General features: G+C 64.2%; 20 protein-coding genes. 9 read left to right on the top strand and 11 right to left on the bottom strand.

Annotated features, from left to right (window positions below; all coding sequences use genetic code 11):
• Both DWF00_RS27365 and DWF00_RS27360 read right to left on the bottom strand, forming a co-directional pair.
• On the bottom strand, window positions 1-1,102 hold a 1,102-nt coding region (locus DWF00_RS27365), incomplete at its 3' end, for an OpgD/OpgG family glucan biosynthesis protein (protein WP_147283647.1).
• A 318-nt stretch (window positions 1,103-1,420) separates the two neighbouring features.
• Entirely contained in the window at window positions 1,421-2,074 is a 654-nt protein-coding gene (locus tag DWF00_RS27360) for a hydrolase (protein WP_114828048.1), read from the bottom strand.
• Window positions 2,075-2,206: 132 nt separating this feature from the next.
• On the opposite strand from DWF00_RS27360, the gene DWF00_RS27355 reads away from it, so the two are divergent.
• Window positions 2,207-3,115 carry a LysR family transcriptional regulator gene (locus DWF00_RS27355; RefSeq protein WP_425453185.1) on the top strand — a complete coding sequence of 303 codons (909 nt, stop codon included), beginning with the start codon at window positions 2,207-2,209 and terminating at the stop codon, window positions 3,113-3,115.
• Between the two features lie 190 nt (window positions 3,116-3,305).
• Here DWF00_RS27355 and DWF00_RS27350 read toward each other — a convergent pair whose 3' ends face one another.
• Window positions 3,306-4,223 (bottom strand): alpha/beta fold hydrolase, encoded by a 918-nt coding sequence (locus tag DWF00_RS27350; RefSeq protein ID WP_114828050.1) that lies wholly within the window; start codon window positions 4,221-4,223, stop codon window positions 3,306-3,308.
• A 136-nt stretch (window positions 4,224-4,359) separates the two neighbouring features.
• Here DWF00_RS27350 and DWF00_RS27345 point away from each other — a divergent pair, with 136 nt between their 5' ends.
• The gene (locus tag DWF00_RS27345) at window positions 4,360-5,289 is read left to right on the top strand and encodes a LysR family transcriptional regulator (RefSeq protein WP_114828051.1); all 930 of its coding nucleotides are present in this window, start codon (window positions 4,360-4,362) and stop codon (window positions 5,287-5,289) included.
• A 246-nt stretch (window positions 5,290-5,535) separates the two neighbouring features.
• Here DWF00_RS27345 and DWF00_RS27340 read toward each other — a convergent pair whose 3' ends face one another.
• Both DWF00_RS27340 and DWF00_RS27335 read right to left on the bottom strand, forming a co-directional pair.
• Window positions 5,536-6,240 carry a DUF4405 domain-containing protein gene (locus tag DWF00_RS27340; protein WP_114828052.1) on the bottom strand — a complete coding sequence of 235 codons (705 nt, stop codon included), beginning with the start codon at window positions 6,238-6,240 and terminating at the stop codon, window positions 5,536-5,538.
• Window positions 6,237-6,725, bottom strand: coding sequence for a cytochrome P460 family protein (locus tag DWF00_RS27335; RefSeq protein ID WP_114828053.1), 489 nt, complete (start codon window positions 6,723-6,725; stop codon window positions 6,237-6,239). Before DWF00_RS27335 ends, DWF00_RS27340 begins: the two co-directional genes overlap by 4 nt.
• A gap of 362 nt (window positions 6,726-7,087) precedes the next feature.
• Between DWF00_RS27335 and DWF00_RS27330 the strand changes: the two genes are divergently transcribed.
• Together DWF00_RS27330 and DWF00_RS27325 are read left to right on the top strand one after the other, a co-directional pair.
• Complete coding sequence (locus DWF00_RS27330) at window positions 7,088-7,831, top strand: SDR family NAD(P)-dependent oxidoreductase (RefSeq protein WP_210207853.1); 744 nt, start codon at window positions 7,088-7,090, stop codon at window positions 7,829-7,831.
• A complete protein-coding gene (locus DWF00_RS27325) occupies window positions 7,828-8,913 on the top strand; it encodes an NAD(P)H-dependent flavin oxidoreductase (protein WP_114828055.1) in 1,086 nt (361 codons plus the stop codon). Before DWF00_RS27330 ends, DWF00_RS27325 begins: the two co-directional genes overlap by 4 nt.
• A 53-nt stretch (window positions 8,914-8,966) precedes the next feature.
• Here DWF00_RS27325 and DWF00_RS27320 read toward each other — a convergent pair whose 3' ends face one another.
• On the bottom strand, window positions 8,967-9,746 hold the full coding sequence (locus tag DWF00_RS27320) for an SDR family oxidoreductase (protein WP_114828056.1): 780 nt from the start codon (window positions 9,744-9,746) through the stop codon (window positions 8,967-8,969).
• Window positions 9,746-10,066 carry a nuclear transport factor 2 family protein gene (locus DWF00_RS27315; protein WP_114828057.1) on the bottom strand — a complete coding sequence of 107 codons (321 nt, stop codon included), beginning with the start codon at window positions 10,064-10,066 and terminating at the stop codon, window positions 9,746-9,748. The genes DWF00_RS27320 and DWF00_RS27315 overlap by 1 nt, the downstream gene beginning before the upstream one ends.
• Window positions 10,067-10,178: 112 nt before the next feature.
• Between DWF00_RS27315 and DWF00_RS27310 the strand changes: the two genes are divergently transcribed.
• Window positions 10,179-11,090 carry a LysR family transcriptional regulator gene (locus tag DWF00_RS27310; protein ID WP_114828058.1) on the top strand — a complete coding sequence of 304 codons (912 nt, stop codon included), beginning with the start codon at window positions 10,179-10,181 and terminating at the stop codon, window positions 11,088-11,090.
• A 43-nt stretch (window positions 11,091-11,133) separates the two neighbouring features.
• On the opposite strand, the gene DWF00_RS27305 is transcribed toward DWF00_RS27310, so the two are convergent.
• The 4 genes from DWF00_RS27305 to DWF00_RS27290 form a co-directional block, all read right to left on the bottom strand.
• Window positions 11,134-13,386, bottom strand: coding sequence for a xanthine dehydrogenase family protein molybdopterin-binding subunit (locus DWF00_RS27305; RefSeq protein WP_114828059.1), 2,253 nt, complete (start codon window positions 13,384-13,386; stop codon window positions 11,134-11,136).
• An 11-nt stretch (window positions 13,387-13,397) separates the two neighbouring features.
• Complete coding sequence (locus DWF00_RS27300) at window positions 13,398-13,856, bottom strand: (2Fe-2S)-binding protein (RefSeq protein WP_114828060.1); 459 nt, start codon at window positions 13,854-13,856, stop codon at window positions 13,398-13,400.
• Window positions 13,857-14,026: 170 nt separating this feature from the next.
• On the bottom strand, window positions 14,027-14,824 hold the full coding sequence (locus tag DWF00_RS27295; protein ID WP_114828061.1) for an SDR family NAD(P)-dependent oxidoreductase: 798 nt from the start codon (window positions 14,822-14,824) through the stop codon (window positions 14,027-14,029).
• A gap of 151 nt (window positions 14,825-14,975) precedes the next feature.
• On the bottom strand, window positions 14,976-15,941 hold the full coding sequence (locus tag DWF00_RS27290; protein WP_114828062.1) for an AraC family transcriptional regulator: 966 nt from the start codon (window positions 15,939-15,941) through the stop codon (window positions 14,976-14,978).
• On the opposite strand from DWF00_RS27290, the gene DWF00_RS27285 reads away from it, so the two are divergent.
• The 4 genes from DWF00_RS27285 (at window position 15,895) to DWF00_RS27270 (ending at window position 20,317) form a co-directional block, all read left to right on the top strand.
• Entirely contained in the window at window positions 15,895-16,899 is a 1,005-nt protein-coding gene (locus DWF00_RS27285; protein ID WP_210207854.1) for an NADPH-dependent F420 reductase, read from the top strand. The two genes, DWF00_RS27290 and DWF00_RS27285, sit on opposite strands and share 47 nt — an antisense overlap.
• Window positions 16,900-17,006: 107 nt before the next feature.
• The gene (locus DWF00_RS27280; protein ID WP_114828064.1) at window positions 17,007-18,026 is read left to right on the top strand and encodes a zinc-dependent alcohol dehydrogenase family protein; all 1,020 of its coding nucleotides are present in this window, start codon (window positions 17,007-17,009) and stop codon (window positions 18,024-18,026) included.
• A gap of 282 nt (window positions 18,027-18,308) precedes the next feature.
• Window positions 18,309-19,268, top strand: a complete 960-nt coding sequence (locus DWF00_RS27275; protein WP_181832515.1) for a response regulator — start codon at window positions 18,309-18,311, stop codon at window positions 19,266-19,268.
• Between the two features lie 74 nt (window positions 19,269-19,342).
• The gene (locus DWF00_RS27270) at window positions 19,343-20,317 is read left to right on the top strand and encodes a cytochrome-c peroxidase (protein WP_181832516.1); all 975 of its coding nucleotides are present in this window, start codon (window positions 19,343-19,345) and stop codon (window positions 20,315-20,317) included.
• Window positions 20,318-20,321 lie beyond the last annotated feature (4 nt).

The following is a 20,321-nucleotide window of genomic DNA, read 5'->3' as shown; positions in this document are numbered from 1 at the left end:
TCGGAATTTCGATCAGATCGATCCGGCCATCCCCCCAGTCGCCCTGAGGTGTGACCCAATAGCCTGGCCTCGCCTCATAGCGTGCTTCAAGATCCTGATAGCTTCCGAAGTCCCGGTCGCGTTGCATGAGACCAAAGCCGCGCGGGTTCTTGTCGCCGAAACTCGAAATGCGCAACGCCTTCGGATTGCGAATGGGTCGCCAGATCCATTCGCCACTCCCGGATTGCATCATCAAACCGTCAGAGTCGTGGATCTCCGGCCGGAAATCTGAACGTTGGGCCAGATCGCCTTCCCCAGCCTGAAACATCGACGTCAATGGTGCGATCCCGAGTCGCTCGATCTCATTGCGAGGGAAGATCGTCGCAGTGACATCCACGGAGGTCTCGCGGCCCGGGCTAACGACATAGCGATAGGCGCCAGCGACCGATGGGGAATCGAGGAGCGCGTAGATGACGAGGTCCGTCGCGTCCCGCGACGGTTCCTCCACCCAGAGCGCCCGCATGAACGGGAACTCCTCCGGCTGCTTGCCACCTACGTCCAGGGCAAGCGACCGTGCCGAAAGTCCATAGCGATGACCGCGCCCGATGAGACGGAAATAGCTCGCGCCCAGGAACGAGATCACCTCGTCCTGAATCTTTGGATCGTTGAGGTTGGTCGTGACAGCAAACCCCGCAAAGCCGAGCGCAGGTGAGAGTCCTTTCGGAACGGGCACTTTGCCGTACTCGAACAGGCCCGTCGTAAACGGTATCGGGATCGCGTCGCCATGATTGATGATGTGAACCTGGACCGGCTTGTCATGGAGGAAGCCGAGATGGAACGGCAGAAGACGATAGTCCGAGCCGCCGTCGCGCCAGAAGGCCTTGTCCCGACGAAATCGGATTTCACGATAGCTGTCATAGGTGAGCTTCGATAATTCGGCCGGAATCTTGGAGCTTTCGGCATCGAAGGGCTGATTTGCCACTGCCTTTGCTCGCTCAACCACGTCTTCGTAGCTGAAGCCTTTCCTGGAATCCGCGGTCGCCTGAGCCTGCGCTGCGCGGTTCGCAAACGCGCAGGCGGTCGATAGCAGGGCAAGAATGGTGCGGCGAGACGGTACGGACACGGCTATCCCCAGCCCGGAACGGCAGCCAATCTGCGATCGAGAGCTTCTTTAGAACATGAGTGAGGTGGATCGGTTCCGGGATGGCTCCATATCCAAAGCGCCGAGTTGGAGTCCTACGGGAGGGCTACTGCGCCGAGCATCGGCTGTGCGCCAGGATCGAAAGTCGGGATCATTCTGAAACGTGGACCCACCAGGATTTCGGATGTGCGATCCGGTGTCGCCGTTTACGCAATATTGGGTGCCACTTGCCAACCGCTTCTCGACGACGTGACGATGTATGTTGACGAGGGTCATGGCAGACCCTCGTCACACGCTCGATCAGCTAGCGTTGCTGGGGACGGGAGTGTTGAGCAGTTGCTGCTCCCACAGATACGCAATTCCACTGCCGGCCGCATGCTGCGTAAGCACTTCAGTGAACTTGCCGGCAGTTTCGGCCCTGGCCCAGTCACGCTGCCACTCGCCGGCCAGCGCCAGCCAGGTCATCATGTTCGCCCCGGCTGCGATCATGCGCTGGATGGCGACCTGGTGGGCCTCGACCGAGACGGCGCCGGATGCGTCGGTGATCACCGTCACGTCCCAGCCTTCGCCGAGGGCCTGGATCGCGGGCATCGCGACGCAGATCTCAGTCCAAAGGCCCGCGATGATGAGCTGCCTGCGGCCGGTCGCCTTGACGGTGTCGACGACGTTCTTGTCTTCCCAGGTGTTGATGAATGTCCGGTCGATCACCTCCTGGCCGGGGAAGACGTCGGTGATCTGGGGGAAGATCAGACCGCCCCGCGCCGCGATCACGCTCGTCAGGATGGTGGGCACTCCGAAGGCCTTGGCAGTCTTGGCCAAAGCTGTCGCGTTGTTGACCACCATTTGCGGATCGTGGCTGTTCAGATTGGCGAGCTGATAGGGCTGATGGTCAATCAGGACGAGGACCGAATCCTCGGGGCGAAGGAGCGACTTGAGGCCGTTACGAGAAGTCATGGTTGTCCTCTTCTGACATGATGGATGGCTGTTCGCCTGCCGAGCAACATGCGCCGATGGCAGTGCTGCTGCGTATTTGCCGTTCCGCCATGCAGTGCGGTAGCCTTATGTTCAGCCAAGCTGTGTCGCAGAATGAGGAACGCCGAATTGGAGATCGACGATCTGGAGACATTCGTCGAAGTGGCCGACGCGGGAGGCGTTTCGCCTGCGGCGCGTCGGCTCGGGCTGTCAAAGTCCATCGTCAGCCGCAGGCTATTCCGGCTCGAGGCGGAACTCGGCGTACAGCTTCTGGTCCGAACCACTCGTGGTGCTGCGCTAACGGAAGCTGGGGCGACGTTCCGGGACCATGCCGCGAGGGTCTGCGCCGAGATCGACTCTGCGCGGGAAATGATCCTGCCGGCTGGCGATCTTCGGGGCCGCCTGCGGGTTGCCGCACCGCTGTCGTTTGGACCGACACATTTTGCCCCGGTTCTGGCGGAGATGGCGCGCCGTCACCCGCAGCTTCACATCCACACCTGTTACACGGACAGGTTCGTCGATCTTATCTCAGAAGGCTACGATTGCGCGATCAGGGTTGGGTATATCCAAGACTCCGATCTCATCGCCAGACGAATAGGGCCGATCAGCGGCAAGCTGGTTGCCAGTCCCGGATACATCGCGGCGCGCGGGACGCCCGCCACGCCGGATGACGTCGTTGCCCACGAGGCGCTCATGCAGGGCACTGAAGCCTGGCAGTTCATGGATGGCGACAAGATCGTCACGGTTCGCCCGCGCGGCCGCTTCAAGGCCGACAACGGAACAGCCTTGCTGGCCGCTGCCGTTTCCGGGCTCGGCATCGCCTGGCTGCCGGACGACCTAACACAAGACCATCTAGCATCCGGCACGCTCGTGCCGGTCATGACGGACTATCCACCACCACCCGCGGGGGCTTATATCGTCCGACCGCCGGGGCAGCATCCTGCTCGCAAGATCCGGATTCTAACGGAGATGCTGATCGAGCATTGCGAACCAGTTCGGAAGTCGGTGGGTGTCATTCGCTGACCGCAGTAGTGAGCGCGGTGATCGACTTTCGCGCTACCTGCGGGTACCTCTGGGGGTAGATACGCGTTGCGCCACAAGCCGACCTTGGCGCCCTGCCCGAAAGCGGACGCCAGCGGAGTGCACATGGCGCAAGATATCGACTCCCGCACCTCCCGAGGCAGCCCCGTCGAACCGCCTCGGATTTGCACGACTACCGTCCCTTATCAAGGAAGGCCCGGACCATGGCGACGGTAGCCGTCGGGTTCTCTTCCATGATCCAGTGCCCGGAATCGGGGATGACGCCTTCGGTCACATCGGCCGCGGCAGCCCGCATCACGGCCGCCATCGCGGTGCCGAACGACTTCTCGCCGCCGATCGCCAGCACCGGCATGGCAAGCTTGCCGCCGGCCGCCAGATAGGCGCGGTTGTCGATCGCGTCCTGGTCGAAGGCGGCAAACTGGGCGAAGCCCGAATGCATCGCACCGGGCAGGGCGTAGAGCTTGGCATAATACTCGCGCGAGGCTTCGCTGAAGCGGGCCGGCGTCGCCGAGAACTCGTTCCAGAAGCGATCGAGATAGATGCGCTCGCGTCCCGCCACCAGCCGCTCCATATCCGGCCCGCCGAAGCGGAAATGCCAGAGCAGCGGGTTCTTCAGGATTTCCTCCCAGGGACCGACGCCCGGGACCGGCGCGTCGATCAGCGCGAGGCGGCCGACACGCCGGGGGTGCTGCGCGGCGAAGGCGAAGCCGACCATGTTCCCGATATCATGCGTCACCAGATCGGCACGCTCGATCTTGAGTGCGTCGAGCACGCCGGTGACATCCCCGGCCTGCGTCTTCTTGTCGAAGCCGGACGCCGGCTTGGACGAGAGGCCGAGGCCGCGGAGGTCCGGCACCACCACGGTGTAGTTCCGGGCCAGGTCGGCCGCCATCGGCGCCCACATGTCGCCGGTCTCGCCATAGCCGTGAAGCAGCACAACCGCCGGCCCCTGGCCGCCGACCCGGACATGGATCGTCGCGCCATTGGTGGCGATCTCCTGCGTCTTGAAGGAGGTCGGGAAGTCCGGGACCTGGGCGGTCGCCGGTGCGGCGAAGGCGAGCGCTCCAAGCGCCAGGGCAATCTTCAACATCGTCCATCTCCCGCCGGCCGGGAGGGCGGTCCAATGACCGTCGCTGTCAGCCCCGTTGGCATGACGCGACGTAGCATTCCGACTTCGTTCGGATTAGCGTCGCGTTGGCGAAACTCAGCTCCGGAAAAACCGAACGATGTTGAAGCTCGACGGCATCGCGACCTTCGTCGCGATCGCGGAAGCCGGCTCGCTGAGCGAGGCCGCCCGCCGATTGCGCCTCTCGAAATCCGTGGTCAGCGATCGCCTGGCCGAATTGGAGCACAGCCTCGGGGCGACCCTCCTGCATCGCAGCGCCCGCCGTTTGACGTTGACCGAGGACGGTACGGCTTTTCTCGAACGCGCCATACGCATCACCCGTGAGGTCGAGGAGGCCGCGGCCGACATGGCCGAGCGGCGCGGCACACTGGCCGGGCCGCTGTTGATCTCGGCTCCGGTCACTTTCGGGCGCATGCATCTCGGCCCTGCCATCTATCCGTTCCTTGCCCGGCATCCAGAGATCGCGCTGACGCTCGACCTCGACGATCGCAGGGTCGAGGCCGGCGCCGACAGTTATGACGCCGTGCTGCGTAACGGGCCGATCGCGGATTCGCGCCTCGTCGCCTGGACGCTGGCCCCGAGCCGGAGGGTGCTCGTCGCATCACCTGATTATCTGGAGCGGCACGGCAGCCCGGATTCGATGAACGCGCTCGACGGCCATGGCGGCATTTTCTACACCAACCGGGGCAGCGGCGACTGGCGCTTCCATGGTCCGGATGGGATGGTCAGCGTGCGCGGGCGTCCCAGTCTGCGGGTCAACAACGGCGACATGATGCGGGATGCCGCTCTGGCCGGGCTCGGCATCGCCCTGCTGCCACTATTCATCGCCGGCGCCGAGCTCCGCAGCGGCCGGCTCGGCATCGTCGATATCGGCGTGCAGCCTGAGCCGGAGTTCATCTATCTGGCGCATCCCGAAGGCCGCCGGCCCTCGGCCAAGCTGCGCGCCTTCGCCGATTGCCTTCGTCAAGCTTTTGGCCAGCCGCCCTATTGGGAGCGTTTCGAATCCAATGAACGCGCTCCAACAGGCTGATGGTCCCAGGGGGAATTGCGCCACAAGCGGACTCTGGGTCTCGGCCCGAAAGCGGACCTCGAGAGCGTCGTCGTGGCAAGATCGAAAGCGACCCTGAGCGGATGTATCGACGGCAGTTTAGAGGAGCGCGCGCTAATCGATCTCGTTTTTCAGCCGGAGGTTTAGGAAGCCCAGGAGATTAAGCGAGGGACGCGCCATTCAGGATAGAACTGCGAACACCTGTCGGGGCGGACCATCCCGAAGCCCTCAACCGCGGCTATTTTGGGCGCCCGACGGTCGCCGATCACGCCTGCCCTGAATCATTTCGACGGCAAAGTGCGCAAGGGATGCGCCAAGCCCGACGATGGCAACGTGGTGAACGAGTAAAGCTGGCGTCGATACCTGGAAGCTTCCGAAATCCATCGGCACCTGCATCGACAGTTTCGAGCCGATCTTCACCACGAACAGGCTATGGACGCCGTAGGCCGCGATCATCACGGTGGCGGTGCGCAGGACATACGTGCGCAGTCTGCTGCTTGCTACAAGGCCCAGCCTTGCGCGCAACGCCCCCATGATCAAAGACCAACTCATTCCGAGATGGATAGAGACGACGAGCAGCACCAGATAGCCGACCAACGTATGGAGCTGACGCGCGGTGAAGCTGCTCGTCAGGGGCAGGAAGCTGAAGACCGTCTGCGAGATGACGATGCTGGTGACCAGCAGGGCGAGCATGGCGGCGAGGAGCGAGAGGTTGATCATCTTGGCGATGATCCCACGAGGTTCGCGCCGCCTTTTCGTGATGGTGCCGTACCAACGACGATTGAAGACGTTGTGACTGATCAGAAGCACGAACAACGCCGCGCCTATGAACTCATGCACTGCATTGCCGATCCAATTATAGGCGAAGGCGAACAGCAATGAGCTCGCGGCTAAAAAGTCGAGTGCCAGTCGCACGATGAGCGGAGCGCTCAAGGCAGGTAATCTCGCATTCTGTCGATTGTGTACATATAGTCATTGACCGCCCTGCCGCTGTGGCAGGACTCACATCTCTCGGCAAATGCGGATCGCTTGACCTGCCCGTTTGCATCGAATTCCTGGAAATGCCAGTCGCCAGTTCTTTTGTCTTCGAGAACATCGCGCCCCCAATCGACGCCCTTCTCCATGACGAAATAGCTGAAGAACTTATTATCGATGTGGATGCGCAGGACCAGCTGGGTGCCGGGCGGAAGGGGTTTCCCGGATTTCGCGATTGCCAGTGTCTCGGGGGTTGCGAAAGCGTCGTTCCAAGAGGAACCGCGGTTATACGTCGCATAGCGTACATATTTGTCGAAATTCTTCGGGAATGTCGTACGATTTACTTGCGCTAACGCTGGCAAGTCGAAAGCCGTCGCCGCTAAAGCTACGACAAGCGATGCGATTAGAAGCCTTTTTAAGGTATTGGTCCTGCTTCTAAACATTGATGATTCCTTCGCTTACCAGATTGAATAGGGTTTGAAACGCGTGTTCGGCGATGGGAAGCCACGTTCGCCCCCCAGGATTTGGCTTCGAGAAATGCAGATGCTCAGTTTTGTCGATTTTAGCTTCGGGCCCCGACCGGCGTGAGCCCGATCCTTCGCGTTCATTGCCCAATTGTCTGAAGACTCGCCGATATCTAAGCCCGCAGATGCTCTGCGCGAACCATCGGAGGCTGCGGCCCGCGAGGGGGCGTGCCCGCTGCCGGCCAACCCGCTTCATGACGGTTGAAACACGATCTCTTCGATCGGCAGCAATCGCACAACACCGGCCTCTTCAACTCCCGCACAGTTTGCGAGGAGAGGATTTGCCAATGGACGGGAAGGTCGTCATCGTCACCGGAGCATCGCAGGGCATCGGTGCTGGAATCGTCCAGGGATATCGCGAGCGCGGCTTCCGGATCGTCGCGAACTCCCGGTCCATCTCACAGGGCCGTGAGCCGGAGATCGTCGCGGTCCCCGGGGACATCGCCGATCCGGACACCGCCGAACGGCTCGTCCGGGCAGCGCTCACGCATTTCGGACGCATCGATACGCTGGTCAACAACGCCGGGATCTTCATTCCCAAACCCGTCACGCAATATAGCACGGGCGAGTTCACCAAGGTCGTCGGCGTCAATCTGGGCGGGTTCTTTCATGCCACCTGCCTGGCAGCCGAAGTCATGCAGGATCAGGGGAGCGGGCACATCGTCTCGATCACCTCCTCGCTGGTGGACCAGCCGATGACGGCCGTTCCGGCCGTGCTGACGTCGCTGACCAAAGGCGGCATCGTCGCGGCGACACGCGCGCTTTCCATCGAATTGGCAAGCAAGGGCATTCGCGTCAACGCCGTATCGCCAGGCATCATCGCGACGCCGATGCACACGCAGGAGAGCCACGGCATGCTCGCCTCCCTGCATCCGCTCGGCCGCATGGGTCGCATCGAGGAGGTGGTGGAAGCCGTCCTCTATCTCGAAAGGGCGACATTTGTGACCGGCGAGATCCTGCACGTCGACGGCGGCCAGAGCGCCGGCCATTGGACGGTCACCGAGACCGCACGGGCTCCAGGATGAATGAGCGCTTTGGCCTGCTGCAGCGGCTCGCGATTACGCAACCGATCATCCAGGCGCCCATGGCCGGGATTGCAACGCCTGCCCTCGCGGCGGCGGTGTGCGAAGCGGGCGGCCTCGGTTCGCTGGGCCTTGCCGGGACGAGTCCGAACGCCGCATGGGAGATCGTCCGGGATCTGACCACCCGCACGGCGCGCTCGTTCGCCCTGAACCTTTTCTGCGCACCGTCGCCCACGCGCGACACCGCCCGGGAGAGCGCCTGGATCGAGCGGCTCACGCCGCATTTCCCGCAATTTGGCTCGGTTCCGCCGGTCTGGCTGGAACCTGCCTTCCGGCCATCGCCGATCGACGAGGAGATGTTGAAGCTCCTGCTGGAGGTGAGCCCCAGGGCGGTCAGTTTCCATCTCGGCCTGCCCGCGCGGGACGTCATTGCGACGTTAAAGTGGGCCGGGATCGTCGTGATGGCCACCGCGACCAGCGTCGAACGGGCACTCGAGGCCGAGGCTGCCGGCGCAGATGCGGTCGTGGCCCAGGGCATCGCGGCCGGCGGGCATCGTGGCCTGTTCTCGGCGACGGACGAGGACGAGCAACTGGTCACGCGCGAGCTCGTCGAGCAGTTGGTGCCGCGCCTCGCCATCCCCGTGATTGCGGCCGGCGGCATCATGGACGGAGCCGACCTGGCCGCGATGCTCCGGATCGGCGCTGCGGCAGGTCAACTCGGAACGGCGTTCCTCGGCTGTCCCGAGGCGCAGCTGCCCCCCGGATACCGCGCGGCGCTTTTCGACGAGCAAAGCACGACGGAAATCACCCGCGGCCTCTCGGGCTGGCCGGCCCGAGCTATCAGCAACAGGCTGACCGCCATCGGCCGCGGCGTTCCAGCACGACAGGTCCCGGCATTCCCGTTGCCGCTCACCCTGAGCAGGGCTCTGGCCGCTGCGGCAGCCGAGGCCGGTGAGTCCGGCTACGGGATCTTCTGGGCGGGCGCGGAATTGCGCCGCCTCCGAGCACTCCCAGCGTCGGAACTGATGCAGGCGCTGGTCAAGGAGCTCGAAGCGGACCGCTCGGCAGCGACGATCAACGCTTAGGAGACGCGCAATCTCGCGATCCAAGGTCGCCTCCCGCCTCGTCGGCCCCGCACCTACGCCGTCGGGATCGTCCCTCCATCAATGACATGCTCGGAACCGGTGATCGTGGCGGCCCGGCCCGAAGCGAGGAAGGCGATCAGATTGGCGACTTCGGCAGGCTTGGAAGGCCGGCCGATCGGGATGCCGCCGAGCGAGTCCATGATGATCTTCTTGCCGCCCTCGTAGTCCGTCCGGGCCTCCTTGGCGAGCCGCTCCGCCAGCCTGACGGAGGCTTCGGTCTCGATCCAGCCCGGCGAAACCCGCACGACCCGGACTCCCTTGGGCGAGACCTCCTTCGACAGGCTTTTGCTGTAGGTGGAGAGCGCCGCCTTGGCGGCCGCATAGGCAGTCGTCGCCTCCGGCAGGGGGAGCCGGCTCTGGATGGAGGTGACGTGCACGACGACGCCGCTGCCCTGGGCAATCATTGCCGGGGCAAGTTCCCGGTCGAGCCGGATTGCAGGAAAGAGATTCAGGGCAAGTTCCTTCTGCCATTCGGCATCGTCCAGCGCGGCGAAACCGCCCGCCGGTGCGGAAGAGCCGCCCAACATGTGCACGACGATGTCGACGCCACCCAGCCGTCCAAGCACGGCCTGCGCGACGGTCGCGCAACCTTCGATCGTGGTCAGGTCGGCGGCGACGAACATCTCCTCCGGCAGCGCCGCCGGGCGCGAGCGCGCTGTTGTCAGAACCTGCGCGCCGAGCTCGCGGAAGAGCGCGACGGTCGCCGCGCCGGCGCCTTTCGTGCCAGAGGTGACCAGCGCCCTCTTGCCGGCGAGCGTGAGAAAATCCGACATCAGTGAATCTCCAGATCGACGATTGTGTCGCCGCGCAGTCCGAAGACGAATTGGAGGATGGCGGGGCTGTTGGGGAACTGCCCGGAGACCTTGGCCCGGACCGTGACCTTGCCGCCCTGCTCGGTCACGTCGAGCGGCTCGGCGACATGGTGGTACTTTTCCTTGGCAGCCAGCCACCAGGCCCGGATCTGGTCGGGGCCTGTATGCACGGCTCCCTCGTCCTTGACGACGGCGTCGGCCGCGAAGGCCCGAGCCAGGGCATCGGCATCGCCACGCTTCTCCGCTTCGAAATAGGTCTCTACGATTGAAGGTAACTTCATTCTCGCGCTTCCTCTGCTGAGCTGAATTCCTTGCTGTCCGATTGATCTGGGGACCGCCGGTTATCCTGATAAGAAAGACAGAGCGGGATGAGGCATTGCAGAAAGCGGGACAATGTATCGGGCTGGCCTGACAGATCTCGACGCCGTCATGGTGATCGCACGCAAGGAATCGTTCCGCGCCGCCGCGATCGATCTCGGCATGTCCACCACGGCGCTCAGCCACGCCATCGCAAAGCTCGAGGCGAGCCTGGGGATTCGCCTGTTCAACCGCACGACGCGCAGCGTCTCCCTGACCGATGCCGGCCGGCAGTTCGTCAAACGGGTCGGGCCCGCGCTGCTCGACATCCACGATGCCATGGCGGCCGCGCGTTCGCAGCGCGAGACTCCCTCGGGCACATTGCGGATCAATGCCGCGCCGGTCGCAGCGCGCGCGATCATCGCGCCGCTGGTGCTCGAGTTCCTGCGCCGCTATCCGGAGATGCATGTCGACCTGGTCACAGAAGGCCGGCTCGTCGACATCGTCGCCGAGGGGTTCGACCTCGGCGTGCGCGTCGCTGGTCTCGTTCCGAACGACATGATCTCCCTGTCCCTCGGCCGTCCTCAGAGATATTCCGTCGTCGGCGCGCCCGCCTACTTCGACCAGCATCCGCGGCCGCTCGCCCCTTCCGACCTCGCCGATCATCCCTGCATTCGCGTGCGCCTGCCTAACGGGGCCATGTATCGCTGGCAGTTCGAGAAGAACGGCGAGGCGGTGCAGGTCGACGTTCGCGGCCCCATCACGCTCGACGAGTCGAGCCTCGCGCGCGCCGCCGCGCTCGAAAGCACGGGTCTCGGCTTCTTCATGGAGCAGGACGTGCTCGCCGATCTCGATGCCGGCCGGCTCATCCGCGTCCTCGATGACTGGACACCGCCCTTTCCCGGCCTGTGCCTCTACTATCCCGGGCGCCGCAACCCTTCCGCCGGGCTGAAGGCCTTCCTCGCGCTGGCCCGCGAGGTCGCGACCGGCCCGAAGCGTAGTCGATGACTTCAATTCAAGTCGGCTGCGTTATGGCAATAGCGCCAGGGCGCTAAGTTCCGATCTTGAAGTCGGCCCCATCCAAGGGAAGGCTGCGTACCCGCCTGCCCGTCGCCGCGAATAATGCATTGGCGACCGCTGGCGCGACCGGCGGCACGCTGGGCTCGCCGACTCCTGTCGGGGGCTCGGCGGATGGCATGATGTGAACCTCCACTCGCGGCATCTCATTGATGCGGAGCACTTTGAAGCTGTCGAAATTCCCCTGCTCGGTCTCGCCGTCCTTGAACGTGATCGCGCCATGCAAGGTCGTGCCGAGGCCAAAGCCGATCCCGCCCTCCATTTGCGCCCGGACGATGTCGGGGTTGACGACGATGCCGCAATCCACCGCGCACACGACCCGGTCGACCTTGAACGTCCCGTCCGCCCTCACCGTCACTTCTACCACCTGCGCAACGGGAGTGTTGAACGATTGGTGCACCGCGATGCCGCGACCGCGCCTTTCTCCGGCCGCACCGGCGGGCAAGGGCTGGTTCCAACCGGCCTTTTCGGCGGCGAGTTCCAGCACGCCGCGATGGCGCGGATGTTTCGCCAGAAGCTTGCGGCGAAACACGAGCGGATCCTGGCCGCTGGCACTCGCGGCCTCATCGATGGCGCATTCGGTCGCGAAGCCTGTATGGCTATGCCCGACGGAACGCCACCATTGCACGGTGATCGGATTCTCCGTCACGGTCGGCGTGTGCAGTTCGACCTTAAGGTTCGGAATCTCATAGGGATCGGCGCAGCCTTCCACCGAGATCAGGTCGACGCCATCCTTCACCAGCGCCGCCTCGAAAACGATTCCCTTGACGATCGACTGACCGACGACGCGCTGGTGCCATGCGATCAATTCGCCGGCGCCGTCCAGTCCCAACCTCACGCGATGCAGATAGGCCGGGCGGTAATTGCCACCACGCATATCGTCCTCACGCGACCAGACGAGCTTGACGGGAGCGTCGATGCCGCTCTCCCGCGCCGCCTGGGCAATGGAGACCGCTTCGAGCAGGTAGTCAGCCGTGGGGTTGGCCCGCCGCCCAAAGCTCCCGCCGGCATAGAGCTGGTGGATCGTCACGCGCTCGATGGGCAAGCCGAGGCGCTGGGCCACCGCTTTCTGGTCCTCGGTCTGCCATTGCTCGCCGTTCCAGATCTCACAGCCATCGGCCGAGAGCCTTACAAGGCAGTTCATCGGCTCCATGGCCGCATGGGCCAGATAAGGCACGTAGTAGTCGGCCTCGATCACCGTCTCGGCGCTCGCCAGCGCCGCGGCCACGTCGCCTTCCTGGGTCCAGACTGCGTCGGGTTTGCCCGCGGCCTCCCGATAGGCGGTCAGGATGTCGGCGCTGCTGGACCGGAAGGCGGCACTCTCGTCCCAGACGATCTTGAGGGCATCGCGGCCCTGGAACGCTGCCCAGGTGTTGCGAGCGAGCACCGCGACCCCGGGCTGCCCCCGCGGGCTGGCCGGGAACTGCACCACGCCCACCACCCCGGCTATCGCCAGCGCTGCGGCCGCATCCACGCTCTTCACGGTCACGCCGTAGCGGGTGGGGTGAGCGCTTGCCGCCACGAGCATCCCGGGGAGCTTCATGTCCTGGGTGTAGACGGCGCTGCCGTCGGTCTTGCCCCGGCTGTCCGTGCGACGCGTCCGCGGATTGCCGATGAGGGTGAACTGCTCGGGCTTCTTCAGCACGACCTCGGAGGGCACCGGCAGGCGCGCCGCGGCGCGGGCGAGTTCACCAAAGCCGGCGCTGCGGCCGCTCCCGGGATGGCTGACAACGCCTTTGGAGACAAGGATTTCTGCCGCTGGCACCCGCCAGCGCTCGGCGGCAGCCCGAACGAGCATGGCCTTGGCGACGGCACCAGCCTTGCGCATCTGCTCGAAGGAATTGGCGATCCCGGTGCTGCCGCCAGTGGCCTGGAAGCCAATCAGCGAATTCGCATACAGCGCCGTGTTGGCGGGCGCGCCTTCGACGCGGACCTTGTCCCAGTCGGCGTCGAGTTCGTCGGCCAGCAGGGTTGGGAGACCCGTATAGATTCCCTGGCCCATTTCGAGGTGCTTGGCGATCACCGTAACGATGCCTTGCGGATCGATGCGCACGAAGGCGTTGGGCGCGAACGGGACGGCTTCGTCCGCCAGCGCCAACTTGGCGGCGCCGATACCGGAATAGACCCCGAGGGCAAGGCCGCCAGCCGCCTGCATAAAGCGCCGACGGCTGACATTGACGACATCCGCAGGCATTGCCTGCGTCGAAGACCGATCCACGATTCCCATGTGCTCGCTCCTCATGCCAGCGTTCTTGCGGCGTCATGGATGGCGGCACGGATGCGCACATAGGTGGCGCATCGGCAGATGTTGCCGCTCATGGCGTCGTCAATATCGGAGTCGGACGGGGCGGCGTTCTCGCGCAGCAGCGCGGTCGCCGACATGATCTGCCCGGACTGGCAATAGCCACATTGCACGACATCGAGTTCCCGCCAGGCCGCCTGGACGGCACTCCCCACGCGATCCTGAGCGATGCCCTCGATGGTCGTGATCTGTTTGCCGACGACATCGCCGACCGGCGTGACGCAGGACCGGACCGGCTCGCCGTCGACATGAACCGTGCACGCTCCGCATTGCGCAGCGCCGCAGCCGAATTTCGTTCCGGTCAGGTCCGCGGCATCGCGCAGCGCCCAGAGCAGCGGCATCTCGTCGGCGACATCAAGCTGCCGCGACTGGCCATTTATGGTGAGGACCAACAAGATCGAGCCTCCTTCAAGTCTTCGTTTCTGGGAACGCGGTGCTCCAGCGCTTCACGCGAACGCGCGGCCGGCATGTGCGCGATACCCTCGGCAGGCGGAGGGCATCGCGGGAGAAGGCAGAAATTCCCGAACTAGCGGCCTATCGCTTCAGCGACAGCGCAGAACGGCACTTATCGAATGCCGCCAATGGTGTAGCCGCCATCCACCAGGATGCTCTGTCCGGTGATGAACCGTGCTTCGTCACTGGACAGCCACACCGCGACATCGCCAACGTCGGACGGATTGCCTGCGCGCCCGAGCGGTGTGCGCGCGATGAATGGGCCGTAGGCCTTGCCGCCATCCAGGCCTTCGCGGGCCATGTCGGTATCGATCAGGCCGGGATTGACGTTGTTGATACGGATATTGTCGGGCCCGGCCTCGATAGCGATCGCCCGGATCAGCGCGTCGAGTGCCCCCTTGCTTGCTGAGTACGTGGAGGAGCCGGCCACCGCCCCGACTGCCAGCCAGGACGATGTGTTGACGATGACGCCACCGCGTCCCTGGGCGCGAAACGCCTCGAGTTGGTATTTGATGCCGAGCCAGACGCCCTTGAGGTTGGCGCCGATGACAAGGTCGAAATCCTCGGGCGTCTGCTCGCTGATCGGCGCGAAATGACCGGTCGTTCCGGCATTGTTGAAGGCGATGTCCAGCCGGCCGAACTTTTCCAACGTGCGCTGGACAAGGGCCTGGACCTCGCTGGCGACCGACACATCAGTCGGTACCGCGAGGCCCTCGCCGCCGGCGTTCTCTATCTGCGCAACCGTCGCTTCGAGTTCGGCCGGGCGGCGGCCTGCCACGACGACCTTGGCACCGGCACGCGCGTAGGCGAAAGCCGCAGCTTGCCCAATTCCGCTGCCGCCTCCGGTGATGAGCGCTACGCGCCCGGCGAGGCTGGACGCCTGATGTGCGTTTGTATGTGCTTGAGCCATTTACTCAGGTCCGATGCGATGCAATTCGACAACCAACCCCCTCCGTAGAGTAAAGCCTTGGTACTCGCAGGTGCGGTCTGTCGTTTCAACTTAAGATCATCGATACCTGAGGGCTAGAAACGATCCTGCCGGAAACTTGCCCGATTGTCCTTCACACCCGAAGCCGGTCGCCGTCCGCGACCGATCTGGCCGGGGCCACGCCGGCTGCCAGCAACGCCTGGATGTCGCGCCTTGGCGGCGCTCCGAAGAGGCGCCGGTATTCGCGATTGAACTGCGTGACGCTTTCGTAGCCGACCTTTAGCGCCGCTACGCCAGCGTCGAGCTCTTCCGTGAGCATAAGCCGCCGCGCCTCATGCAGACGCAGGTGCTTCTGGAATTGAAGTGGGCTCATATTGGTGACGGCTTTGAAATGGTGGTGCAGGGTCGAAACCGCCATGCCGGTCTCTTCCGCCAGATCTTCGATACGTAGGCGGCGCGCAAAGTTCTGCCGAAGCCAGCCAATCGCCCTGGCCGAACGGTTGCTTTGGGTGCCCAGACGAACGATCTGCCGGAGCCGTTCGCCCGCCGGGCTGATGAGCAGTCGATACAAGATCTCCCGGTGGATTCCCGCGGCCAGGATGGGAATCTCGCCCGGGCGGCTCAGAAGGCCGATCAGGCGCAAGATGGGATCGAGCAGGTCTTCAGTCACAGGCCCCGTGATCATTCCGGCCTCTGCCGGGGCCGGTTCGTGTCCAACAAGGTCCATGTCGGCGATCAGCTGTCGCGCCACGTCAAGGTCCAGATAGAGCTGGAATGAGGTGTATGGAGCCTCCTCGCTGGCCCTTTCGATCTGAACGACTGTCGGCAGGCCCACGGCGGTCAGCAGGAACCTCTTCTCATCATAGCGGTAGGTCGTTTCGCCGAGAGCGACCCGTTTTGCGCCCTGCGCGATCATGCAAAGACTGGGCTCGTAGAGATACGAGGTTGCCACGCCAGCGGACGCCAGTCGCGCGACCGCCAAGCCCGGAACCGGTGTAGCGCCACCAGTGCTGTCGCCGACATGCCGGGCGATCATCGCTCCGAGCTTCCGCATGCCGGCAGCCACTTCATCATCGTCGCACGGCAACGTCGTCGTCATTGATCTTCCCACCCGATCCCGTCCTTCCAGGCCCGATGTCGCCTCCAGAGGATGCCCGCAGTTCGACGTGATTTCCACCCCGACAGAGGATCAGGCAAATATTAGGCAGGATCGGGCTGACGCCGATATCGCCACCGGACCTAAGGTGTGCCGGGCAATGCGACGGGAGCGTCAGGACGAACTGACGCAGAAGGCCGACGCGAAGGCCACCAATCAAAACAAAGGCCATTCCATGAAGCTGGGTGTGATCGGTGCGGGTCTTATCGGCGGGGCGGTTGCCCGCCTCGCCAGCGCGGCGGGCCATGAGGTGGTCATCGCCAACTCGCGCGGTCCCGAGACGCTGGCGGCGCTGGCGCAGGAGATCGGCGCGAGGGCGGTCTCAGCGCACGAAGCCGCGACCGCCGAGGACATGGTCGTTCTGTCGATCCCATTCCTGGCAGTCGCATCGCTGTCGCCGGACCTGTTCGCGGCCACGCCCGCCGGCGCGGTAATCGTCGACACCGGCAACTACTATCCGCAGGCCCGCGACGGCGTCATTGCCGAGATCGAAGACGGGATGCTGGATAGCGAATGGGTGGCAGGCCGGATCGGCCGGCCTGTCGTCAAGGCGTTCAGCATGCTCAAGGCGCGCAGCCTAGCGACCAGGGGGCGCAAGCCCGGAACGCCGGAGCGCATCGCCATCGCGATATCAGGGGACGATGCGCAGGCGAGAGCGCGGGTTGCGACGCTGATCGACCAGACCGGGTTCGACCCGTTGGATGGCGGGGCCATGTCGGAATCCTGGCGGCAGCAGCCGGGAACTATCGGATACTGCCACGACTACGACGCACTGACATTGCGCGCCGCGCTGGCGGCGACGAACCGATCGCGGATCGCCTGGTACCGCGAGGAAGCCGATGCTTTTGCCATCGAGCAGATCAAGCTGCTCGGCAGCATCGAGGCCGTCAGCGCTGCATAGCGCCGGCAGGAACGGTCCCGTCACCGCGTGCGCAGGCACGGCGCGAGTGCAGGCCGGAAATCAAGCGGCGCCCGAACTGACCAATCCATCCGAATGAAAGCGGCATCATGCGCGAGAAGATGAAGGCTTGGCAGCTGGCTGAATGGGGCAAGGAAAATCTCCAGGTTGCCGAGCGGGACGTGCCGCGGCCGGGGCCGAATGACGTGCTCGTGCACGTGCGGGCGGTATCGCTGAACTATCGCGACAAACCGGCGCTTGAGGGCAGCGTTCTTCTTAATGAAACGCCGCTGCCGTACACCCCCTGCTCGGACATGGCCGGCGAGGTCGTTGAGGTCGGGTCCGATGTCCAACGCTGGACAACAGGCGATCGGGTCTCCGCCAACTTCTACACGCGATGGGTCGATGGCTCCGCAACCGCAGACCTGTTCGGTCTAAGCCTGGACCTGCCGGGCACGCTCGCCGAATATGTTCTGGTTCCCGAGACCGCCATAGTGCGGGCGCCCGATGCCCTCTCGATGGAAGAGATCGCGACACTGCCTGTGGCGGCTGTGACTGCATGGTCTGCGCTGGTAACGGAAGGTCGGCTGCGCGCAGGTCAATCGGTGCTGCTCCACGGAACCGGCGGCGTTTCGCTGTTTGGTATCCAGTTCGCACGGATGTTCGGCGCCCGCGCCATTATAACCTCGCGCAGCGCGGAAAAGTTGGAGCGCGCGAAGCTGCTCGGCGCCAACGATGTGATCGAGACGAGCGAATATCCGAATTGGGCCGGGCGGGTCATGGAGATCACCAAGGGGCGCGGTGTCGACCATATCTTCGAGACGATTGGCGGCGAGAACTATAAGAAGTCGCTCGATGCGGCGGCGATCGGAGCGCGTATCACGACCGTCGGCTTCCTGGAGAGCAGCGAGTTCACGCTGCCGATCGTCCCGATGATCATTCGCCGCATCGTGATCCAGGGCCTGTCGGTGGGGCACCGTCGCTCCTTCGAGGACATGATCGCCGCCATCGAGATCAACGGACTCAAGCCGGTGATCGATCGGGTCTACGACTGGAAGGACGTCCCTGCCGCATTCGACCATCTCGATCGCGGCGCGTTCGGGAAGATCGTGGTCTCGGTCAATCCATAGCTTCGCAGAGGTGCGATCGACGAGATGGCGGACGGCCCGTTCGCGCTCTTCGGTGGCTTCTCGCTGCGAAGGCCCATGAGACTTGTCCCTATTCCAACGCCACGCGGAACGATGCCGCGTTAGAGATCGAGACCCCATGGAGGAGCACACCGGCGGCGCTTTCCGTTTCAGCCGTAACAGAAGCGCCTGACGGACGAAATACGACGCTAACGTCCAGGACGGCATGAGCGGCCCACCGCGAAGACAGGCGCACTACGTGCTCTCGCCGGTGGGATTTTGTGAATGGAAAAGCCGATCGGACACAGCCGACAGGGTCGGTGCCTGCTCCGGCATCGATCGACGGCTCTTGAATGCCGGGCGGCAGGCTTCGTCCCACCCTCCGGCGACTCGCACTCGGCATGGGTGCGACTTGCCGGCCTTCGCCGCTTCGCCGGGGCCGCGGGTTCGACGCCGACGACGAAAAAATCGAGCGGCGCAGCCGAGGTCATCGAAGCGACTCTGTGCGGAGCGGAACAGTTGAAGCATATCCTTTTGATCGACGACGATGCGAGCATGCGCGACCTGCTGATCGACTATCTGTCGCAGTATGCATTCCGTGTCACCGCTATCAGCGACAGTCAGCCCCTATCGCGAATCTTCGGCACGGACACCGTCGATCTCGTCGTGGTCGACCTCAATCTTGGCCATGAGGATGGTCTCGAGATCGTCCGGCGCCTCTCGGGCACCTCCGACGCGCCGATCATCATCATCAGCGGGGACCGCCTCGAAGAGGCGGACAAGGTGGTCGGTCTCGAGCTGGGCGCCGTCGACTACATCACCAAACCCTTCGGCGTGCGGGAATTTCTGGCCCGAGTGCGTGCGTCACTGCGCGAGAGGCCGGTCATCAAGAGCCGCAAGGAGCGAAAGACCTACGTATTCGGGGACTGGACCCTGAACATCAGGACGCGACAGCTCGCTCACGTGACGCACAAGGACATCAAGCTGACCGCTGGCGAGTTCAACCTGCTCATGGCCTTCCTGAAGTCGCCGCAGCAGATCCTCTCCCGCGAACAGCTCCTCGCGGGGACCCGCATCCACGACGAGGAGGTCTTCGATCGCAGCATCGACGTGCTCATCCTGCGGCTTCGACGCAAGCTGGAGGAAGATCCCACGCGCCCCCGGATCATCCGGACCGAACGCGGCGCGGGCTATGTCTTCGACGTCGACGTCACGGTCAACGACTCGCCGAGGGCAAGGCCGTGATCCGGCGGCAAACGCGAGCGGTGGAACCCAGTGGGCGTGTCGTCCTGCTGACGGCGATGGTGGGAGCGGTCGCCATGATCGGCATCCTGCCCCCCATGGGGTCCACGCGCATCGCGGCGAAGGAGCAGCCGCCGGCCCTTTCTCCGCTGCCGCCGGCACCGGCGCTCGACCCGGCCAAGGTGCAACTGGGCCGCAGCCTGTTCCACGATCCGATGCTTTCGAGCCGGCAGGGATTTGCCTGCAGCTCATGCCATGACCTCGACCGGGGCGGCACGATCAACGTCAAGAGAAGCGTCGGCTACGAAGGGCGAATGCACGAGTTCAATGTTCCGACGTTGTTCAATGTCGGGAACAACTACCGGCTCGGCTGGCGCGGCAAGTTCACGTCGCTGGCCGCGAAGACGGAACAGGTCCTCGTCGATCGCAATCTCATGGCCAATGACTGGCCGAAGCTCCTGCCGCGGCTATGGGCGAGCCCTCCTTACCGAGGCCGCTTCGAGGCGACCTACGGCAGGCCGGCCGACCGGGACGCCGTACTGGATGCCCTCGTCACCTTCCAGCGCTCACTCGTCACGCCCAATGCCGCCTTCGACCGTTTCCTGGCAGGCGAGGACAGCGCGATCTCTCCCGAGCAGAAGCGCGGCTACGAACTTTTCAAGACCTATGGCTGCGTATCGTGCCACCAGGGTTCGAACGTGGGCGGCAACATGTTCCAGATCTTTGGCGTGTTCCACGGACCGGATGCGGGCGGACAGGCTTCCGACGCTACGGCCCCCTCGGAAACGGGGCATGCCTCGCTCTCCGACATCGCCAACGAGCGCAACGTCTACCGCGTCCCGAGCCTGCGCAACGTGGCGGCCACATCTCCGTACTTCCATGACGGACGGACGCAGAGCCTGAGCGATGCGGTTGCCGTGATGGCCCGGAGCCAGCTCGGGCGAACCCTGAGCGAAGACGAGATCGCCGCGATCGCCACATTCCTTGAAAGCTTGACCGGAGAGTACGATGGCAAACCGATCATGGTATCGCCCGTCGAAGGTCGTCGCTGAGCCC

Origin of the sequence: Allobosea caraganae (assembly GCF_003351345.1) — a bacterium.
Classification (GTDB): Bacteria; Pseudomonadota; Alphaproteobacteria; order Rhizobiales; family Beijerinckiaceae; genus Allobosea; species Allobosea caraganae.
The sequence above is the reverse complement of the archived record's forward strand: the minus strand, read 5'-3'. Positions and strand labels throughout refer to the sequence as shown.